The 18225-nt window shown below is 68.9% G+C and carries 19 protein-coding genes; 8 read left to right on the forward strand and 11 right to left on the reverse strand.

Going from position 1 to position 18225, the window contains the following annotated elements; translation table 11 throughout:
- Positions 1 to 29: 29 nt before the first annotated feature.
- The 4 genes from ACFWUU_RS36780 to ACFWUU_RS36795 all read left to right on the forward strand — a co-directional run bounded on the left by ACFWUU_RS36780 (position 30) and on the right by ACFWUU_RS36795 (position 2677).
- A complete protein-coding gene (locus tag ACFWUU_RS36780) occupies positions 30 to 725 on the forward strand; it encodes a hypothetical protein (protein WP_137259556.1) in 696 nt (231 codons plus the stop codon).
- Between the two features lie 61 nt (positions 726 to 786).
- Positions 787 to 1398 (forward strand): hypothetical protein, encoded by a 612-nt coding sequence (locus tag ACFWUU_RS36785; protein ID WP_202878058.1) that lies wholly within the window; start codon positions 787 to 789, stop codon positions 1396 to 1398.
- Positions 1399 to 1485: 87 nt separating this feature from the next.
- Positions 1486 to 2184, forward strand: a complete 699-nt coding sequence (locus ACFWUU_RS36790) for an SDR family NAD(P)-dependent oxidoreductase (RefSeq protein ID WP_380182787.1) — start codon at positions 1486 to 1488, stop codon at positions 2182 to 2184.
- Between the two features lie 10 nt (positions 2185 to 2194).
- Positions 2195 to 2677, forward strand: coding sequence for a 2,4'-dihydroxyacetophenone dioxygenase family protein (locus ACFWUU_RS36795; RefSeq protein ID WP_137259558.1), 483 nt, complete (start codon positions 2195 to 2197; stop codon positions 2675 to 2677).
- Here ACFWUU_RS36795 and ACFWUU_RS36800 read toward each other — a convergent pair.
- Positions 2667 to 3542, reverse strand: a complete 876-nt coding sequence (locus ACFWUU_RS36800) for a LysR family transcriptional regulator (protein ID WP_380182789.1) — start codon at positions 3540 to 3542, stop codon at positions 2667 to 2669. The genes ACFWUU_RS36795 and ACFWUU_RS36800 overlap by 11 nt on opposite strands.
- A 53-nt stretch (positions 3543 to 3595) precedes the next feature.
- Here ACFWUU_RS36800 and ACFWUU_RS36805 point away from each other — a divergent pair, with 53 nt between their 5' ends.
- Positions 3596 to 4648 carry an FAD-dependent oxidoreductase gene (locus tag ACFWUU_RS36805; protein ID WP_380182792.1) on the forward strand — a complete coding sequence of 351 codons (1053 nt, stop codon included), beginning with the start codon at positions 3596 to 3598 and terminating at the stop codon, positions 4646 to 4648.
- On the opposite strand, the gene ACFWUU_RS36810 is transcribed toward ACFWUU_RS36805, so the two are convergent.
- The 5 genes from ACFWUU_RS36810 to ACFWUU_RS36830 form a co-directional block, all read right to left on the reverse strand.
- Positions 4645 to 5139, reverse strand: coding sequence for a hypothetical protein (locus tag ACFWUU_RS36810; protein WP_380182794.1), 495 nt, complete (start codon positions 5137 to 5139; stop codon positions 4645 to 4647). The two genes, ACFWUU_RS36805 and ACFWUU_RS36810, sit on opposite strands and share 4 nt — an antisense overlap.
- A 96-nt stretch (positions 5140 to 5235) precedes the next feature.
- On the reverse strand, positions 5236 to 6639 hold the full coding sequence (locus ACFWUU_RS36815; RefSeq protein ID WP_380182796.1) for a PLP-dependent aminotransferase family protein: 1404 nt from the start codon (positions 6637 to 6639) through the stop codon (positions 5236 to 5238).
- Positions 6640 to 6660: 21 nt separating this feature from the next.
- Complete coding sequence (locus ACFWUU_RS36820) at positions 6661 to 7872, reverse strand: MFS transporter (protein WP_380182798.1); 1212 nt, start codon at positions 7870 to 7872, stop codon at positions 6661 to 6663.
- 61 nt (positions 7873 to 7933) lie between these two features.
- Positions 7934 to 8989, reverse strand: coding sequence for a DUF5937 family protein (locus tag ACFWUU_RS36825; protein ID WP_380182800.1), 1056 nt, complete (start codon positions 8987 to 8989; stop codon positions 7934 to 7936).
- On the reverse strand, positions 8990 to 9463 hold the full coding sequence (locus ACFWUU_RS36830) for a GyrI-like domain-containing protein (RefSeq protein WP_380182802.1): 474 nt from the start codon (positions 9461 to 9463) through the stop codon (positions 8990 to 8992). It lies immediately after the preceding gene.
- A 79-nt stretch (positions 9464 to 9542) separates the two neighbouring features.
- Here ACFWUU_RS36830 and ACFWUU_RS36835 point away from each other — a divergent pair, with 79 nt between their 5' ends.
- The gene (locus tag ACFWUU_RS36835; RefSeq protein ID WP_380182804.1) at positions 9543 to 10823 is read left to right on the forward strand and encodes a glycoside hydrolase domain-containing protein; all 1281 of its coding nucleotides are present in this window, start codon (positions 9543 to 9545) and stop codon (positions 10821 to 10823) included.
- A gap of 4 nt (positions 10824 to 10827) precedes the next feature.
- Here ACFWUU_RS36835 and ACFWUU_RS36840 read toward each other — a convergent pair whose 3' ends face one another.
- Complete coding sequence (locus tag ACFWUU_RS36840; protein ID WP_137259567.1) at positions 10828 to 11193, reverse strand: cupin domain-containing protein; 366 nt, start codon at positions 11191 to 11193, stop codon at positions 10828 to 10830.
- A gap of 62 nt (positions 11194 to 11255) precedes the next feature.
- On the opposite strand from ACFWUU_RS36840, the gene ACFWUU_RS36845 reads away from it, so the two are divergent.
- On the forward strand, positions 11256 to 11720 hold the full coding sequence (locus ACFWUU_RS36845) for a MarR family winged helix-turn-helix transcriptional regulator (RefSeq protein WP_380182806.1): 465 nt from the start codon (positions 11256 to 11258) through the stop codon (positions 11718 to 11720).
- On the opposite strand, the gene ACFWUU_RS36850 is transcribed toward ACFWUU_RS36845, so the two are convergent.
- The 3 genes from ACFWUU_RS36850 to ACFWUU_RS36860 all read right to left on the reverse strand — a co-directional run bounded on the left by ACFWUU_RS36850 (position 11717) and on the right by ACFWUU_RS36860 (position 16796).
- A complete protein-coding gene (locus ACFWUU_RS36850) occupies positions 11717 to 12988 on the reverse strand; it encodes a serine hydrolase domain-containing protein (RefSeq protein ID WP_380182808.1) in 1272 nt (423 codons plus the stop codon). The two genes, ACFWUU_RS36845 and ACFWUU_RS36850, sit on opposite strands and share 4 nt — an antisense overlap.
- 72 nt (positions 12989 to 13060) lie before the next feature.
- Positions 13061 to 15877 carry a DEAD/DEAH box helicase gene (locus tag ACFWUU_RS36855; protein WP_380182810.1) on the reverse strand — a complete coding sequence of 939 codons (2817 nt, stop codon included), beginning with the start codon at positions 15875 to 15877 and terminating at the stop codon, positions 13061 to 13063.
- Between the two features lie 37 nt (positions 15878 to 15914).
- Positions 15915 to 16796 (reverse strand): alpha/beta hydrolase, encoded by an 882-nt coding sequence (locus ACFWUU_RS36860; protein WP_380182812.1) that lies wholly within the window; start codon positions 16794 to 16796, stop codon positions 15915 to 15917.
- Positions 16797 to 16867: 71 nt separating this feature from the next.
- Between ACFWUU_RS36860 and ACFWUU_RS36865 the strand changes: the two genes are divergently transcribed.
- A complete protein-coding gene (locus tag ACFWUU_RS36865) occupies positions 16868 to 17332 on the forward strand; it encodes a MarR family winged helix-turn-helix transcriptional regulator (protein ID WP_380182814.1) in 465 nt (154 codons plus the stop codon).
- Positions 17333 to 17389: 57 nt separating this feature from the next.
- Here the strand turns inward: ACFWUU_RS36865 and ACFWUU_RS36870 are convergent, their stop codons facing one another.
- Complete coding sequence (locus ACFWUU_RS36870; protein WP_137259572.1) at positions 17390 to 18214, reverse strand: chitosanase; 825 nt, start codon at positions 18212 to 18214, stop codon at positions 17390 to 17392.
- Positions 18215 to 18225: the final 11 nt, after the last annotated feature.

An 18225-nucleotide genomic window follows, 5' to 3' on the forward strand; every position in this document is an offset into this window, starting at 1 on the left:
GGAAGCCGACCAGTGAGGAGCCAGCGGACATGACTCAGCAGTACCCGGGCGACCAGGGCAGCACCGCCACGATCGCCACACCCGTCGGCGAAGACACCACCACGCAGCGGTACGAGGAAGCCCGGGCTGCGGCGAGCCGGGCGATGAGCACGATCTCGATCCCGGAGCCGCCGGGCGCGGCTCCCGCGGAGCCCGACGTCGCGCCGGAGCTGCTGTCGTACCGCGGGTTCAAGTTCGGCGCGGCGTTCTTCGGCTGGCTGATCGCGATCTCGATGTCGGTCCTGCTGCTGGCAGCCGTGTCCGCGGCCGCGCTCGGCACCGCCGAGGTCCTCGACTACACGACCAGCGACGCGAAGGCCCAACCCGGCGCGGCGTTGATCACCGCAGCGGCGGTGTCGATCTTCATGCTGATGATCGCGTTCTACACCGGCGGGTACGTCGCCGGCCGGCTGGCCCGCTTCGACGGCGGGCGGCAGGGATTCGGGGTGTGGATGATTGCGCTGGTGGTCGGTGTGATCGTGGGTGGCGGCGGCTGGGTGCTGGACAACCAGTACGACCTGGTCGGCCGGATCAACTGGCCGGACGTGGCGCTGGCCGACAACACGCTCCTGCTCGGCGGCATCGCCGCCGCGGCCGCGCTGCTGGTCCTCACGCTGCTGATGGCGATCCTCGGCGGCAAGAACGGCCGGCGGTACCACGACCGGATCGACGAACTGCTGAGCTAGAGGGTTTCGCTGCGGGGTACCGGACGGCTGCACGGGGCTGTCTGGTGAGGAGACAACTGCTATGACCCAGCAGCATCAGGAAGAGACACGGATCGATCCGTCGGAGAAGTACGACGACGATCGAACGACTACAACCGTCGACCGGACCACCGTGGCGACGAAGGATCGGGTCGATCCGTCGTACCGCGGGTTCAAGGGCGGCGCGGCCTTCTTCGGCTGGATCGTCGCGATCGGGCTGATCGCGCTGCTCACCGGGATCGTCGGGGCGCTCGCGGCCGCGGCCGACTACGCGCTCACGATCGACTGGAACAACTCGGCCGGCACGATCGGGATCGCCTCCGCGGCTGTCCTGCTGGTGATCCTGGCGATCGCCTACTACAACGGCGGGTACGTCGCCGGACGGCTGGCCCGCTTCGACGGCGCCCGGCAGGGGTTCGGCGTCTGGATGATCGGCGTGATCGTGACGGCGGTCGTGGCAGGGCTGGCGGCGCTGGCCGGTTCGCAGTACGACGTACTGGACCGGGTGGATCTGCCGTCGGTGCCGATCGATGACCACACGCTCACGACAGGCGGAGTGGTCGTGGTGATCGCTGCGGTCGTCATCACGCTGCTCGCTGCACTGGTCGGCAGCATGGCCGGACAGCGGTACCACAAGCGGATCGACGTGAGCTGACAAGCGGCAACCCGGACGGCGGATGACTTCGATCCGCCGTCCGGGTCACGCTTGTCGGACCGCACAGCAGCCTGCAGGATGCGAGGCATGACACGCACCGCGCTGGTCGTCGGAGGCACCAGCGGCATCGGCGCGGCCACAGCACGCCGCCTCGCGGCAGACGGTCTGCACGTCATCGCGGCCGGCCTGAACGCCCACACGCCCGAAGCGAGCGCGCCCCACCCCGTCCAGGTGGAGCTGGATCTGCGCCAGCCCGGCGACCTCGAGGGACTGATCAGTTCGCTCGGGGCTCTCGACGTCCTGGTGAACGCAGCCGGCATCATCCGGCGCGGCGACGAGCACCAGCCGGACGTGTTCCGTGAGGTCGTGGAGATCAACCTGACCGGCGCTATGCGAGCCGCAGAGGCCGCACATGACCTGCTCGCGGCCAGCAGCGGCTGCATCGTCAACGTGGCCTCGATGCTCAGCTACTTCGGCGGTCCGCTCGTACCGGCGTACAGCGCCTCCAAGGGCGGGATCGTCCAGCTGACCAAGTCCCTCGCCGTCGCATGGGCTCCGGACGGCATCAGAGTGAACGCCGTCGCTCCCGGCTGGATCGCCACCGACCTGACTGCCGCGCTGCAGTCCGACCCGGTCGCCTCCGACCGGATCCTGTCCCGTACGCCGATGGCCCGCTGGGGTACGCCGGACGAGGTCGCGGGCGTGATCGCCTTCCTGTCCGGCCCCGACGCGGGCTTCGTCACCGGCACCGTCGTACCCGTCGACGGCGGCTACCTGAGCATGTGAGGAGAACCCGATGATCCCCGTATCCGCAGGTGTCCCGCCGGAGATCGCCGTACAGGCCGTGCCCGATGACGATCGGCTCTGGGTGCAGCAGGCGCCGGACGTGTGGTTCCGGCCGTTGATGCTGAACACGATTACCGGCCAGTGGTGCAACCTGCTCAAGGTCACCCGCGCCGGCATCGTTTCGCGGCACCGCCACCCGAGCGCGGTCTTCGGCTATGTGATCAAGGGCAAATGGCAGTACGACGAACACGACTGGGTCGCCGACACCGGCTCGTTCGTGTACGAACCGCCGGGCGAGATCCACACCCTGCGCGTCCCCGAGGACTGCACCGAGATGATCACGTTCTTCAACATCTCCGGCGCGATGATCTACGTCGACGAGGCCGGCAACCAGATCGGGTACGAGGACACGTTCACCAAGATCCAGCTCTGCCGCGACCACTACGGCGCCAACGGGCTCGGCGCGGACTACGTGGACCAGTTCATCCGCTGACCTCCCGGACAGCCTCGATCACCTGGTCGAGCGACGGGGAGTGCACGCGGTCGCCGCGGGTGAACAGTCCGACCTGACGGTCCACACCGGCGTCGTGGATCGGCACGAGCTTCACGCCGTCGAGATTGGCGGTCGTGACCGCCAACTGGTTGGTCACGCCAACGCCGAGACCGTGGCGGACGAGCGACAGCAGCGTTTGCGGCTGGTTGGTGCGGAAGGCTGACTCGGGGTTGAGACCGGCGGACGCGAACGCCAGATGGGACTCGAACTGCCGCGGCTGGTCTGCCTCGCCGATCGAGATCAGCGGGAGCTCAGCGAGCTGCTTGAGGCTCACGGACTGCGTGTCGGCGAGCGGGTGGTTGGCCGGAAAGACGGCGGTGAGCGGCTCGCGCCAGAGCACCTCGTGGACGAGGGACTCATCGGTGACGAGAGGGTGCACCGGTCGGATCGCGAGGTCGATGTCGCCACGCAGCAGTGCGCTCTCCAGGTCGATGCTCGGTCCCTCGACCAGCAGGAGCCGGATGCTGTCCGGCAGGCGGCGTACGACTCGGGGGAACAGCCAGGCGGCCGCGCTCGGGTAGGCGCCGAAACGGACCTCTCCCCCGCCGTTCAGGCTCTGGAGGTTGCGCAGGAGCTCCTCGGCCCGTGGGAGCAGCGCGCGGCCCTCCGGGGTCAGGCTGGTTGGATGGGTGCGGTCGAAGAGCTGTACGCCGAGGGCACGCTCCAGCTCGGCGACATGCTCGCTGATCCGCGACTGACCGCGGTACACCGCCTTGCCGGCCGCGGAGAACCCGCCGTACCGGGCGACGGCGACGAAGCTCACGATCCAGTCCATCCGGAAGCCGTACGCCGCGTTGAGGTCCACGCGCGTCACGGTAGCGCGGGAAGACGAGCGCCTGCCCGGGCGTTGACGCTGGTGTGCTCGAAGTTGCGGTGATCGGTGCGGGACAGGCGGGGCTGTCGGCTGCGTACCACCTGGTGCGGCTCGGATTCACGCCGTACGACGAGGTCGTCGTGCTGGACCGGAATCCGGCACCCGGCGGCGCCTGGCAGCACCGGTGGGACTCGCTGACGATGCACGACGTCCACGGGATCGCGAACCTGCCCGGCGTACCGGTGCCGCCCAGCGCTGATACGGAGCGGGCCAACGCGTTCGTCCCGGCGTACTTCGCGGACTACGAGCAGCGTTTCGACCTGCCGGTGGTGCGGCCGGTGGCGGTCGAGAGCGTGCACGAGATCGCTCACGGCTTCGAACTGCAGACCTCAAAGGGCGTGTACTCCGCGGCCGCGCTGGTCAACGCGACCGGGACGTGGGACCGGCCGTTCATCCCCTGGTATCCGGGGATCGAGACGTTCAAGGGCCGGCAGTTGCACACCGCGGACTACGCGGGCGCGGCAGAGCTCGCCGGGCAGCACGTGCTCGTGGTCGGCGGTGGCGCGTCGGCGGTGCAGTTGCTGGCGGAGATCTCTGCTGTTGCGACCACGACCTGGGTGACGCGGCGGCCGCCGGAGTGGCGGACGGGTGACGACTTCACCCCGGAGTACGGGCGGCAGGTGGTCGCGCGGGTCGAGGAACGGGTACGCGCCGGTCTGCCGCCGCGCAGCGTCGTCAGCGTGACCGGCCTGCACCTGCGCCCACAGGAGCAGGCCGCCTGGGACCGCGGCGTCTACACCCGCCACCCGATGTTCACCCGCATCACGCCGGACGGCGTCGAGTGGGCAGACGGCCGCCACGAACACGTCGACACCATCCTCTGGGCGACCGGCTTCCGCGCCGACCTGGCCCACCTCGCCCCGCTCCACCTCCGCGAGCCCTCCGGCGGCATCCGTATGAACGGCACTGCGACAGCCGCCGACCCCCGTATCCACCTGGTCGGCTACGGCCCCTCCGCCAGCACCATCGGCGCCAACCGAGCCGGCTTCACCGCCGCCCGAGCCCTGCGCGACCTCCTGAAGTCCCAGGCCGCTTAGCTTTGCGGGCGGCAGACTTCGCCCTGGATCGTGGTGACGAAGTGGTCGGTCTGCCAGTGCTGGTTGAGATAGGTGTAGCCGGTGGCGTTCTCGTAGCGTCCGGTGCCGCCAGTGAACTCCTGCGTGCCGCCGGCGTGCCCGGTGCCCGTGGTGGTGTTGACGTTGCCGATGCTCGTCTCGAGGGCCGTCAGCGTCGAGCCATCCTTGAAGGTGTAGGTGATCGTCCCGCTGACCGGGCGGTAGCCCGGTGCGGTCGGCGGTGCCTCGCCCCGCGAGCCCAGGATGAAGACGGTCGTCCCGTCGAAGCCATGCTTCCCGCGGACCGTGCCGGCCACGCAGACCTGGGTCGGCGGCGGGCAGCCCACGTCGACGACCTTATCGGCGATGGTCGCGTCGACCTCCTCGCAGCGCGGATGCGCGTTGGCGACGGACGAACCGGCGACCACGCCGGCACTGGCGAGGGCAACGGCGGCGATGCGCAGGGATCTCATCGGGTCCTCCTGTGGTGAGTGTCCGCGGCAGCCTAGGAACGGACTCAGGCCGGTGGAGGTGCCGGTTCGCGACGTACTGCGCCAGTCCAATCTCGATCAGATAACGCGGCGCAGCGCGGCCAGTCCGGCGGGGATGCGGTCGGCCGCGATCGCGCCGTACCCGAAGACGAACCCATTCGGACCGCGGCCCTCGATCCCCCAGCGCGAGACGGTCCCGACGTTCACGCCCGCCGCCAGGGCCGCGGCGGCGAGCGTCGTGTCCGGCGGTTGCCCGGGCGTCAGGAGCGCGGCCATGTGCGTGCCGCCGCTGGACTCGATCGGCTCGAGTACGCCGTCGAAGTGTTCCCGCAAGGTGCTGATCAGCACGTCGTGCCTGCGTTCGTACGCGCGCCGCATCCGTCGGATGTGGTGCGCCAGACCGCCGTCGTCGATGAACGCGGCGAGCGCTGCCTGCACATGCCCGCCGGTGCCGTAGTCGGCGACGAACTTCGCTCTCCGCGCGGCCTCCGCCAGCGTGTCCGGTACGGCGAGGAACCCGACCCGGAGCGCCGGCAGCAGCGTCTTGGAGAACGACCCGACGTACAGCACCCGCCCTTCCGTGTCGGTCGCCTGGAGCGGCGTGAGCGGACGCCCGCTGAACCGGAACTCCGAGTCGTAGTCGTCCTCGACGATCGCCGCGTCGTGGCGCGCGGCCCAGGCGAGCAACGCCGTACGGCGGGAGTCCGACAGCGGCATGCCGAGCGGGAACTGATGCGACGGGGTCACGTACACGAGCCGCGTCCCGGCCGGGATCCGGTCGACCACCAGGCCCTCGCCGTCCACCGGCACCCCGACGACCTGGGCGCCGTGGGCAACGAATCCCCGATAGGCCGGCAGATAGCCCGGATCCTCCATCGCCACCGTGTCGCCCGGCTCGAGCAGGATGCGTGCGGCGAGGTCGAAGGCCTGCTGCGCACCCGTCGTGATCACCAGCTGCTCCGAAGCGATCCGGACCGCACGACTTACGACCAGATGCCGCGCGAGCGCCGTACGCAACTGGGCCGAGCCTGCCGGATCGGCGTACCTGACCTCGGTCCGGGTACGCAGCTGATCGTTGAGCAGCGCCCGCCACCGCGCGAACGGGAACTGCGTCCGCGCGGGAACACCCGGCGCGAAGTCGAACTCGGTAACCGGCGCAACAAGATCCGGTACGGCGAGCCGCTCGGCGGTCCAGATCTCCCGAGGCCGCAGCGGCGACGCAGGCGGGGTGGTCGGCGCAGGGACCCGTTCGCCGGTGACGACCGTCCCGACCCCGGCACGAGAGCGGATCAACCCGTGCGCCGCGAGCCGTTCGTACGCCGCAACCACCGTCGCCCGCGACACCGACAACCGCCCGGCCAGCTCCCGTGACGACGGCAGCACCGTCCCCGCCGGCAAGACACCGGTGCTGATCCGCTCGTGCAACTGCGCGTAGATCTGCTCGGCCAGCCCGCCCTCCCCCAACCGCAGATGCAGATCCATGCAGGCATTCTCGCCAACGAATCAGCTCACAACGAGGTCGCGCTGTTCGGTGTTCGCGCGGTGGCCGGCGACCGTGCCCGGGATCAGGAGACCCGCGACGAGGAAGAGAGCGCCAACGAGCAGCCATCCGGGCCAGCCCCAGGAGACGGCGACCGTGGTGAGGAGCAACGGCGCCACGAGGTCGCCGAGTTGACGGCCCATCGCATACGCGCCCTGGTACTGGCCCTGTGCGCCGGGCGGCGCGAGCTCGAAGCTGATACCCCAACCGCCCGCCGACTGGAGCATCTCGCCGAGCACATGGAACAGCGCTGCGACGATCAGCAGACCGACCGTGACCACGCCGGACGTGGTGTCGGTGAGAGCGAGCACGACGCAGGCGCCGGCGAGTAGCAGTCCGGCCCGCCGACCGGCTCGGGCGGCGCCGGAGAGATGTTCGGTGCCGCGCGCGACCCTTACCTGCAGCAGGATCACCGCGACCGAGTTGATCACCAGCAGGACCGAGATCATCCACCGCGGCGCATCGGTCGCGGTCGCCACCCAGAGCGGGATCCCGACCTGCGCCAGCGCGGCGTGCATCGTGAGTACGCCGTCCAGTGCCACGAACACCAGGAACCGCCGGTCCGCCAACGCGGTCAGGCCCGAGGGCCCGTCGGCCACCGGCACCTTGTCCACCTCGGGCATGCCGAAGCGGACAAGTCCGGCCGTGACCAGGTACGTCGCCGCGTTCGCGAGCAAGGCGATCACGTAGACCTCTCGACGGTCGACCGCGAGCACGATCCCGGCCAGTCCCATGCCGGCACCCATGCCGACGTTCGTCGCGACCCGGAGGATCGCCCGGGTCCGCACCCGCTGGTCGGCCGGTGACAGTCCCGCGATCAGAGCGCCCTTGGCGCCGCGCTGCCCGGAGTCCGCGATCGCGGTCACGCCGGCGACCACGACGTACGGGATGAAGGAACGGACCTGGGTGAGTGCGGTCATCGTGAGCGCCTGGAGCAGCAGGAATCCGACGTACGCCCGGTTCGGGCCGAGGCGATCGGCAACGACACCGAGCGGGGTACTCGTCACCAGACCGATCAGTGCGGCCACAGTCAGCCCGATGCCGACATGCCCCACGGACAGGCCGACCGACCTGGTCAGGAACAGCGCTCCGACGGCCGCGTAGACGCCGTTCCCGAGCGTGTTCACCAACGTTGCCAGAATCAACCGACGCACGGCAGGCGGAAGAGAAGTCACCTGCTCACTCAAAGCCAGGCGGCCCGGTCCGGCCGTTGGATTGCCGACTTCTGTCAGTCCATCAGCGCATGATGAGTCTCAGGAGGTCGGTGCCGAGCGTGGTCAGGGCGGATTCGTCGAGGCGGTAGGCGACGAAGCGGCCCTGGCGTTCAGCCGTGACCAGGCCGGCTCTGGTCAGCGCTCTGAGGTGGCGGGTGACCTGCGTGGGGTGCAGGCCCCAGAGCGCGGCGATCTCGCCGGCGGTGCGGGGTTCGCTGGCGACGGCTCGGCAGACCTGTAGGCGGTCCGGTGACGCAAGTGCATCCAGCCGGGCGCGGATCTGTTGAGCGGTCGGTACGGCGGTACTGCGGCCGCTCAGCGGGTAGATGATCGTGATCGGTTCGCCGGGGATCTCGCCGACAAACAGGTGCGGAGCGATGTAGTTGCTGGGGACAAGCAACAACGAGCGCGTGCTGACGTCGATCCGCTTGCTCTGCACCTTCTGTACGACGACGCTGTCCGCGTCACGCAGGTCGATCGAACCGTCCAACGACCGCAGCATCGCTCCGGCCCCGTCGCGGATCGCCAGGTCGCGGTCGTGCCGGCCGCGGGCAGCCAGCTCGTCCCGTGACGTCGACCAGACCTCGCCGAACCACTCCTGCCAGCAGGCATCCAGCAGGTCGACAAACCGCCGTACCGGATCTGCAGGGGACGTCACGAGCGACTCCACCAGCCCAGCCACCGCACGGCCTCGGCTGCGAGCCCAGTGCAGTATGGCGTCGGTGTCGACGGTCCGGCTGCTCAACGGGCGACCGTGCAACGGCCGGACCAGCTCGGCGGCCACCTCCTCCGGCGGGCGCGACCGGAGCGCGGCCAGCTCATCGGACCACGAGGGCATGCCGGTAGCAGCTGTTGTCGCGAAGAAGCGAGCACGGACCGCGCGGACCGTCCACGACCACTGCGCCAGCTCGGAGCGCAGCTCGGCGGACAGCGGTACGGACGCCGCCCACTCGACCCGGTCGTGGTGAGTGGGCTCGGCCAGCACGTGCAGAGCGCAGCCGAGTTCGATCAGCGGCGACGCAACATGCCGAATCCGCTCCGGCTCAAGCCGACTGACGCCGGCCAGAACTGTCGGCACTCAGTCTTTGACCTTGAACTGGAGGTCCGTGTCCCAGTCGTTCATGTCCGGGACCTCGCGTGGGTCGGAGCGGTAGATCTCCAGGCGGGCGGTCCAGTGGTCGCCGTTCGCGTCCCACTCGACGCCCTGCTCCTCGCCCCATGCCAGCAGGTCGCGGGTGGCCGCCATCAGGCCGTCCGGGTGGCCGTGGTGGCTGACGGTCGCGTACCGGCCGGCCGGGAGTACGCCGGTGACGATCTCGCCCTCGCCCGAGCGCAGGTCGTCGACCGGGAACCCGATCTCCATCACCAGCCCGGCGTCCATGTCGACCACGTCGTACTTGAAGAACGGCGCGTCGTTCGGGGCGATCTCCTTGGCCGCGAGCCAGTCGATCACCTCCCGCATCCGGTCCGCGAACGCGGCGATTCCGTCCATCGCGACTTTGCCCCGCAGCGCGACGTACGGGCGTTCCTCCAACTCGACGATCTCCGGCATCGGTCCTCCAAATACTCGATGGTGGCCTCAACCTACCGCCCGGCGATTCCTGAGGGTCTACTGAGACCAGGGGGTCACCATGCTGAAGCTCAAGGTCTTGCTCGCCACCATGGCGCTCTCGGTCGCCGTCCTGCCCGCGTACGCCGAGCCGACGACGCCGATCACCTACAACGCGGGTACCACGGCGACGCGGTTCACCGGGCTGGCGTTCGACACGTGTACGGCGCCGACGCTGGCGCAGATGACCGCGTGGAAGGCCTCGCCGTACAAGGCGATCGGCATTTACTTCGGCGGCGTCAACCGGAGCTGTGCACAACCGCAGCTGACCCCAGCATGGGTCACAGCGGTCACTGCGATGGGCTGGCGGCTCGTGCCGATCTATCTGGGTCTGCAGGCCCCCTGTGGCACGCGCACGCACAAGATGTCGACGACCGCGTCCAACCGCGAGGCGGTGCGGGACGCGGACGATGCGGTCGCGAAAGCCAAGGCACTGGGCCTCCTGCCGGGTAGTGCGCTCTACAACGACATGGAGAACTACGACCACACCAACTCGGTCTGCCGGTCCGCAGTGCTGCACTACCTGTCCTCCTGGACGAAGGAGCTCCATCTGCAGCGCTATCTGTCCGGCGTCTACGCCAACCTGGGCTCAGGCGCGCCCGACCTCGCCGCGGCGTACAACTCCCCGTCGTACGCCCGGCCGGACGCACTGTGGATTGCGCGCTGGGACAACAGCAGCCTGCTCACCGGGTGGGCCGGTATCCCCAACACGTTCTGGGCGGTCGGACAGCGTGGCAAGCAGTACGTGGGCGACCACACCGAGACGCACGGCGGCGTGACGCTCAACATCGACAACGACCGCTTCGACGCGCCGGTCGCGTCCGTCGCCTACAACTACACCGTCCGTACGACGATCCACTCGTACTCCGGTCCGTCGACCGCGTACCCGGTCCGCTCGACAATCGCAGCGAATGCCGGCGTCCGGGTGGTGTGTCAGACGTTCGGGCCGAAGATCGGCACCAGCTCGGTCTGGGACAAGCTGATCGACGGCACGTACGTCACCGACTACTACGTCCGCACGCCGAGCAAGCCCGGTTACAGCGCACCGCTCCCCGGCTGCAGCTTCCCCTTCCAAACAACGATCGGCGGGCTGAGCCGGCGGCACGGCCCGGGCGCGGCGTATGCGGCGTACCCGAGCACTCTGCCCGCTGGGTCGCTGGCCTGGGTCACCTGTCAGGCACCCGGGTCCAGAGTCGGCACCACCTCGGTCTGGGACCGGCTGAGTGACGGCAGCTGGGTGACGGACTACTACGTCGCCACGGCGAGCAACACGACGTACACCGCACCGATCCGTCGCTGCTGAAGGCTTACTGTGCCCAGGGCGGCTGGACCGCGGTGCCGTCGGCCATGTAGCCCGTGAAGCCGGCGGTGATGGCGACGTACAGCTCCGCCGGACCTTCGCCGAGGTTGGTCAGCGAGATCGGCTCACCGGCCGGTACGACGACGGCGTCGCCCGGGCCGAGCTTGTCCGCGCCGAGTGACACCGTGCCGCTGATGACCATGAACACCTCGTCGCGGTCGAGCGTGTGCGGCGCGTCGCCGCCGTGCCCGGGCTCGACCGTGAGTTTCCACGTGCACAACCCGGCCGAACCGCGGCTCGGCGCGGCCAGCCCGGTGAACTCGACCCCCGGCAGCTGGAACCGCTGCGCCTCGGTCGCGCGAATGACGTGCATCTCGTCCCCCAAACAATTAGACAAGCTGACTTGACCAAGTCAGCTTGTCTATCATGACTGTCATGACGCGATCGGGCAAGCCGGATATCGGGATCTTGTTGCTACTGGCGGACCAGGAGTTCGTCCGCGAACTGCGCGCGCACACGGCGGCGCTGGGGTACGAGGACCAGGGCCGGTCGGACGGATTCGTCCTGCGGACGCTCGGCGCCGGCCCGCGGACGATCAGCGGACTCGCGGAGCGGCTGGAGATCACCAAGCAGGGCGCGGGCCAGATCGTCGACGACATGGAGCGCCGCGGGTACGTCGAACGCCGCCCGGACCCGTCGGACGCGCGTGCGAAGCTGCTGCACCTGACGGCGCGCGGTGAGGCCGCGCTGTCAGCGGCGCGGAAGTTCCATCAGGCGTACGAACGCCGCCTCCGCAAACGCTTCGGCGACGAGGCGATCGACACCCTGCGCGACGTACTGACCGACATGGCCGGCGAGGCCCAGATCAGTACGCCGCACTTTCGGGCGTTGATGTTCTAGCTGAAGTACGTCGGGAACAGGTCGTTCGTCGGCCAGGACTTCACGCCGTTGGCGGCGGTCCACAGGGCGGCGTCGATGTCGCCGTACGACTTGCCACTGGCGTCGTCGCGGCGGTTGAAGAGGGCGGCCCAGCTCATCCCGTTGTACGTGCGGACGACGATCGTGAACGTACCGGGCATGCTGCCGGTGTGCCACGTGTTGCGACCGGTGCCGCCGGTCGTGACGGGGCGGATCTGCCAGCCGAGGCCGTAGTACCAGCCGTCGGGGTTGACGCCGATCGACGGCTTCGCCCAGACGTGGCCGAGTGAGGTGCTGTTCAGGACGCTCGACGGGGCGTCGAACATCTTCGCCCAGCGGACCAGGTCCGGCGCGCTCGCGATCCAGCCGCCGTTCGCGTCCTGGATCCGCATGCTGAACGTGCCGTACGGTGCGGGCACCGTCTTGCCGGACATGTCGAGCACGGTCGGCCCGGAGTACTGCGACTCGTACGACGTCTCGCCGCTGTGCTTGGCGATCGAGTAGCCGAGCGACATCCGCTTGATCTTCAGCGGGGCGAGCAGCTTCTGCTTGACGTAGTCCTCGTAGCTCAGGCCGCTGACCTTCTCGATCACCCGGCCGGCCAGCGTGTACCCGAAGTTGGAGTACGCGTACTTCGTGCCCGGGGCGAAGTCGAGCTTCTGACCGGCGACGTACTTGATCACGTCGGCCTGGTGCAGCTCCATCGGCACACCGAGCGTCCGGGAGATGGTGGCGTCCTTCCACTCCGGGTCGCCGGAGACATCGCGGTCCCAGCCGCCGAGGTGCTGGAGCACCTTCCACAAGGTGATCTGCGACCAGCGCGGATCCCTGGTCAGCCCGGTCGCGGGCGTGATGTCGATGATGTTCGCGACCGGCGTGGACAGGCTCACCTTCCCGTCCTGCACCAGCTTCACGATCGCGGCCGCGGTGAACGACTTCGACAGGCTGGCGATCCGGAACAGCGATGTCGGCTGCACGGTGATCGCGGTCGACGTACTGTAGCCGCGGGCAAGCACCAGACGACCCTTGTACGTCACCGCAACCTGCCCGGCCGTGATGCCGCGGGCCTGCATGAACGCCTTCATCTGGTTGTCGAACCCGGCCAACGCCGGCACGGCGGTCCCGGTGGTCTTCCAGGTAGCAGCGGCATCAGCCGGCCGCCCGATCGAATAACCGACCCCGGTGCCGACCGCCGCGGTAGCACCAGTAGCAACAGCCAGCTTCCCGAGATTCCGGCGCGACAACTCCACGAACGTCTACTCCTTCAAGGCAGAGGTTTACAACCACTCACAACGTTGAAGGAAGTCTTTCACCCAAGAGGTCTACTCGACCATCGAGGCGTAGGAGATCACGCCGCGGCGGATCTGGTCGACGACCGACCGGGCTGTTTTGCGGAGCGGGGTGTCGCCGGCGGCGTCGGCGATCTGTTCGGTGAGGTCGATGAGTTGTTTGACCCACCGGACGAAGTCGCCCGCGGCGAGGTCCGACTCGTACAGCACCTCGGCCAGCGACGCACCCGACGCCCACCGGAACGCGGGCCAGCAGAAGTTGAGGTCCATCGACCGCAGGAAGTCCACCCGCATGTCCCGCTCCAGCGCGGACAGGTCGCGCCAGATCGACCCCATCCGCTCGAGCGCTTCCCGGACGTCGCCACGCGGCAGCCGCGGTGACGTCGGCTCGTCCTTCGACCGCGACTCGTAGACCAATGCGGCCAGACAAGACGCCAGCTCCGGGACGGTGAGGTCGTCAAAAACTCCTTGCCGAAGGCACTCAGCCGCGACCAGATCCAGCTCGGTGTAGATCCGGGCCAGCCGATCGCCGGCCTCGGTCGTCTTGTCGCCGTCGAGGTAGTGCAGCGCGTCCAGCACCTGGCAGACCCGGTCGAACTGGCGGGCGATCGTGTTCGTCCGCTGCTCGATCTTCCGCTGCACCTCGCGGTTCTCCCGGTCGAGCCGGAAGTACCGCTCCGCCCACCGCGCGTGGTCCTCGCGATCCGAGCAGCCGTGACACGGGTGCGCACGCAACTGCGCGCGCATCTCCTGCAGCTCGGGATCATCCGCGTGCGCAACGGCGTCGCGACCACGGGTACGCGACGGCGGCCCGTCCTCGCCGAGGAGGTCGGTCCGCGTCCGCAGTACCTGGGCCAGTTCGCGACGCTGCTGCGGGTTGCGCGGGTTGAACTTGCGCGGGATCCGCAGTACGCCGATCGCCTCGACCGGGGTCGGGAAGTCGACCATCGACAACTTCCGCACCTGCCGGTCCAGCGTCAGCACTGTCGGCCGCGGCCCTTCGCGCTCCGACCGCATCCCCGGGTCGAGCACCAGCGCCCAGCCCGCGCTGCGGCCGGCCGGGATCCGGATGATGTCGCCGGTCTTCAGTTTCTCGATCGACTCCTGCGCCTCGACCCGCCGGTCGAGCTTGCGCCGCTTCGAGCCGGACGCCTCGCGATCACCGATCCGCCGGCGCAGAGCGGCGTACTCGAGGAAGTCGCCGAGGTGGCACTCGATCGACTCCTTGTACCCCTCCAGCGCCTCGGTGTTCCGCTGCACCTGTCGCGCCAGCCCCACCACGGCCTGGTCGGACTGGAACTGCGCGAACGACAGCTCGAGCATGTCCCGCGCCCGCGTCCGCCCGACCTGGCGCACCAGGTTGACGGCCATGTTGTACGACGGGGAGAACGACGACCGGAGCGGATACGTACGGGTCGACGCGAGACCCGCGACCTCGCGCGGATCGAACCCGGGCTGCCACAGCACGACCGCGTGTCCCTCGACGTCGATCCCACGACGCCCGGCCCGCCCGGTCAGCTGCGTGTACTCCCCCGGCGTGATGTCGACGTGCGCCTCGCCGTTCCACTTCGACAGCTTCTCGAGTACGACCGTACGCGCCGGCATGTTGATGCCCAGGGCAAGCGTCTCGGTGGCGAACACGACCTTGATCAGGCCGCGCGCGAACAGCTCCTCGACGACCTCCTTGAACGCCGCCAGCATGCCCGCGTGGTGCGCCGCGATCCCGCGACTGAGCGCCTCGGCGAAGTCGTGGTACCCGAGCACGCCGAGGTCCTCGTCGGGCAGATCCGCCGTCCGCTCGGCCACCACCCGCTTGATCTCGTCGCGCTCCGACGGCTTGGTCAGCCGCAGCCCGGACCGCAGGCACTGCACGACCGCATCCTCACAACCCTTGCGGGAGAAGATGAAGAAGATCGCCGGCAGCAACGCGCCCGCGTCCAGCTCCTCGACCACATCCGAGCGGTACGGCGTGAAGTGCGACCGGGACGGCCGGCTCTTCGGCAGATCCCTGCGCCGACGGGGTTTGCGCGAATCGTCCCGGAAGATCCGGTTGTCGTCGCGGGCGATCCGGACCAGCTGCGGGTTGACCAGGTCCTTCACGTCGGCCTTGACCGGCGCGTTTGCCTTGGCCGGATTACCCGATTTGCTGGGCGCACCGACGCGCGCGGTCGGCGCCTCGCCGGCGAACAGGTCGTGCAGCCGCTTGCCCACCATCACGTGCTGGAACAGCGGCACCGGCCGCTTCTCCTCCAGGACGACGACGGTGTTGCCGCGGACCGTCTCCAGCCAGTCGCCGAACTCCTCGGCGTTGCTCACCGTCGCCGAGAGCGAGACCACCGAGACCGAGTCCGCGAGGTGGATCAGCACCTCTTCCCAGACCGCGCCACGGGACCGGTCGGCCAGGTAGTGCACCTCGTCCATCACGACGTACGACAGACCGAGCAGCGTCTGGGATCCGGCGTACAGCATGTTGCGGAGGACCTCGGTGGTCATCACGACGATCGGGGCCTCGGAGTTGACCGAGTTGTCGCCGGTGAGCAGGCCGACCTTGTCAGCGCCGTAGCGGCTGACAAGGTCGCCGTACTTCTGGTTGCTGAGGGCCTTGATCGGGGTCGTGTAGAAGCACTTCTGGCCGCGCTCCAGGGCGAGGTGGACGGCGAACTCGCCGACCAGCGTCTTCCCGGAGCCGGTGGGTGCCGCCACCAGCACCTGGTGGCCGTCCTCGAGGGCGGCGCAGGCACGCAGCTGGAACTCGTCCAGCTCGAAGTCGTAGAGCCCCCGGAACTCCTTGACGGCCGGATGCTCCTGGTCCGAGCGAAACGAGGCATATTTCTCGGACGGGGTACTCATGACCCCAATCTATGCGACGGCACCCACAAAACCCGCGTCAGCCAGCTGCTAGCCGGGTCTTGATGAACGTGGCGGCGTGGTCGAGGGCTTCGTCGGCCTCGGCCATGGCGCCGGCGAAATACTGGAAGACGTGCGGGGCCCCGGCGATCACGTCGAGGCTGACGTCGACGTCCTGCTCGGCGGCGCGCGCGACCAGGCGGAGGGAGTCGTCGAGCAGGATCTCCGCCGTACCGACCTGGACGAGCAGGGGCGGCAGACCCTTCAGATCGGCGAAGACCGGGCTCGCGAGCTCGTTCTGGGGGCTCGTGCCGCCCAGGTAGAACTCGGCGGACTCGGCCATGTTGGCGCGGCTGAACAGCGGGTCGTCGTCGCCCCGGCTGTCCATGCTCGGGCTCTTCAGCGACACATCGGTCCACGGCGACAGCAGGACCGCGCCCGCCGGCAGGGCCAACCCTTCGGCCCGTGCCGCGATCATCGTCGCCAGCCCGAGCCCGCCACCGGCCGAATCGCCGACGATCACGACCCTCTGACCGCTCTCGACCAATTCCCGGTACGCCGCCAACGCGTCGTGGATGCCGGCCGGGAAGGGGTGTTCGGGAGCGAGGCGGTAGTCCAGCGAGACCGCCGGAACACCACTGCGCCGAGACAACGGCGCCGCGAGGTTGGCGCCGGTCCGCGCGGAACCGACGACGTACGAACCGCCGTGCAGGTAGAGGATCACCCCGTCCGCATCGGCGCCGTCGACGTGGACGTCCAGTGCCGGTACTCCGCCCAGCGTCCGCTCGACCACCTTGACGTCGTCGCCGAGCGGGCGGCTCGCGAACAACTCGTCGAAGCCGGCCCGTTGCTCGTCCGGCGTCCGCCCGAGCTCGGCCTTCTGCATCATGCTGCGTGCTGCTTCACGTTCTTCAGCGCTCATCCGTCCGTCTCCTGGTGATAGATTCCGAGGAATATAGTTCTCTCCAACTACATTCCGAGGAATCTAATTCCGTGACTGATCTCACAGCATTGTTCACGGACCTGGTCCGGTTGGAAACGCGGCTCTACAACGTCCTCGACACCCGCCTGAAGGCCGAGCACGACCTCCCCCTCGGCCAGTTCGAGTTCCTGCGCTTCATCGAGAGCCACGGCACGGCCCGGGTCTTCGACCTGGCCCGCGCGATGGCCATCACCGTCGGCGCCACCAGCAAGGCCGTCGACCGCCTCGAGTCCGCCGGCCGCGTCCGCCGTACGGCGAACCCCCACGACCGCCGCTCCTCCCTCGTCGCACTGACCCCGGCGGGCGAACACGCGCTGGCCGCAGCCGCACCCACGGTCGAGTCCGAGCTCAACACCTGGGTCGGCTCGGTCCTACCGGCCGGCGTTCTCGAGCAGCTCGCGACCAGTCTCTCGATGCTCAGACAGCGCGCCGAGGCCGACTCCCGCACGGACCGCCGCGAGGTGTTCAAGACGTGACGCAGCCGGGCTCCCTTCCCTGGTGGTCCGATGGGAGCCCGGCTGCGCGCCTGGGGGCTAGCTGATGTGGTACGGGTCGCCGTACACCTTCCAGTCGAGCGGGGTGTCCAGGTTGAAGTTGCCGTTGCGGAGGAACACCCGCTGGGCCGTATCGACCCGGCTGGTGTCGCTGTGGGCCTCTTCCTGCTTCATAGCCCACACCCGCGCATCCAGGAAGGCGTTGAGCCAGGTGGTTTCGTTGCCACCCTGCGACGGCGGCTTCGCCTTGCCCAGGGCGCGCTTGCGGATCCCGCCGAAGCTGGTCGAATCGTTGCCGGGACCGTGCATGACGATCGCGTCGTAGTAGCAGAACTGGCCGAGGGTGCGGACGCCGTCGGACTTGCCTTGCGCGACCGCCGGGTTGAAGTAGACCCGGTCGCGCTCGTCGTTCTGGCAGCCCTGGAAGACGGTGTCTTTGGCCGCGGTCTTCCAGTCCTTGGTGTAGTTCGGGTCGAGACCCTGGTGCGAGTCGCCGCCGTTCACCTTGCGCAGCGCCGGCAGGTACTTCTGCAGGACGTTGTTCGGCTTGCGGTCGGCGTAGAGCTCGACCAGCTCCAGCATGTCGCCGGTGCCCGAGCAGAACCCGATGATGCCGGCGGTGTAGCCGCGGCCGTCGTCGATGTCCTCGATGTACTTGTACTGCGCCTTCCAGTCCAGCGACGAGTTCTCCGCGCTACAGACGATCTCCATCGCGATCTCCTTCTTCGCGGGATCGTCGAGACCGGTCGCCTGCACAGCGGCGTCGGCGTGCGGGGCGTAGCGCGAGACGGCCAGGCCTGCGGGGACGGCCGCTAGCGACAGTCCGAGCAGCAGTGCGTTCCGGCGGGTGGGGCGGTTCTCCATGACTCCTCCGA

This window comes from Kribbella sp. NPDC058693 (assembly GCF_042715335.1).
GTDB lineage: Bacteria > Actinomycetota > Actinomycetes > Propionibacteriales > Kribbellaceae > Kribbella > Kribbella jiaozuonensis.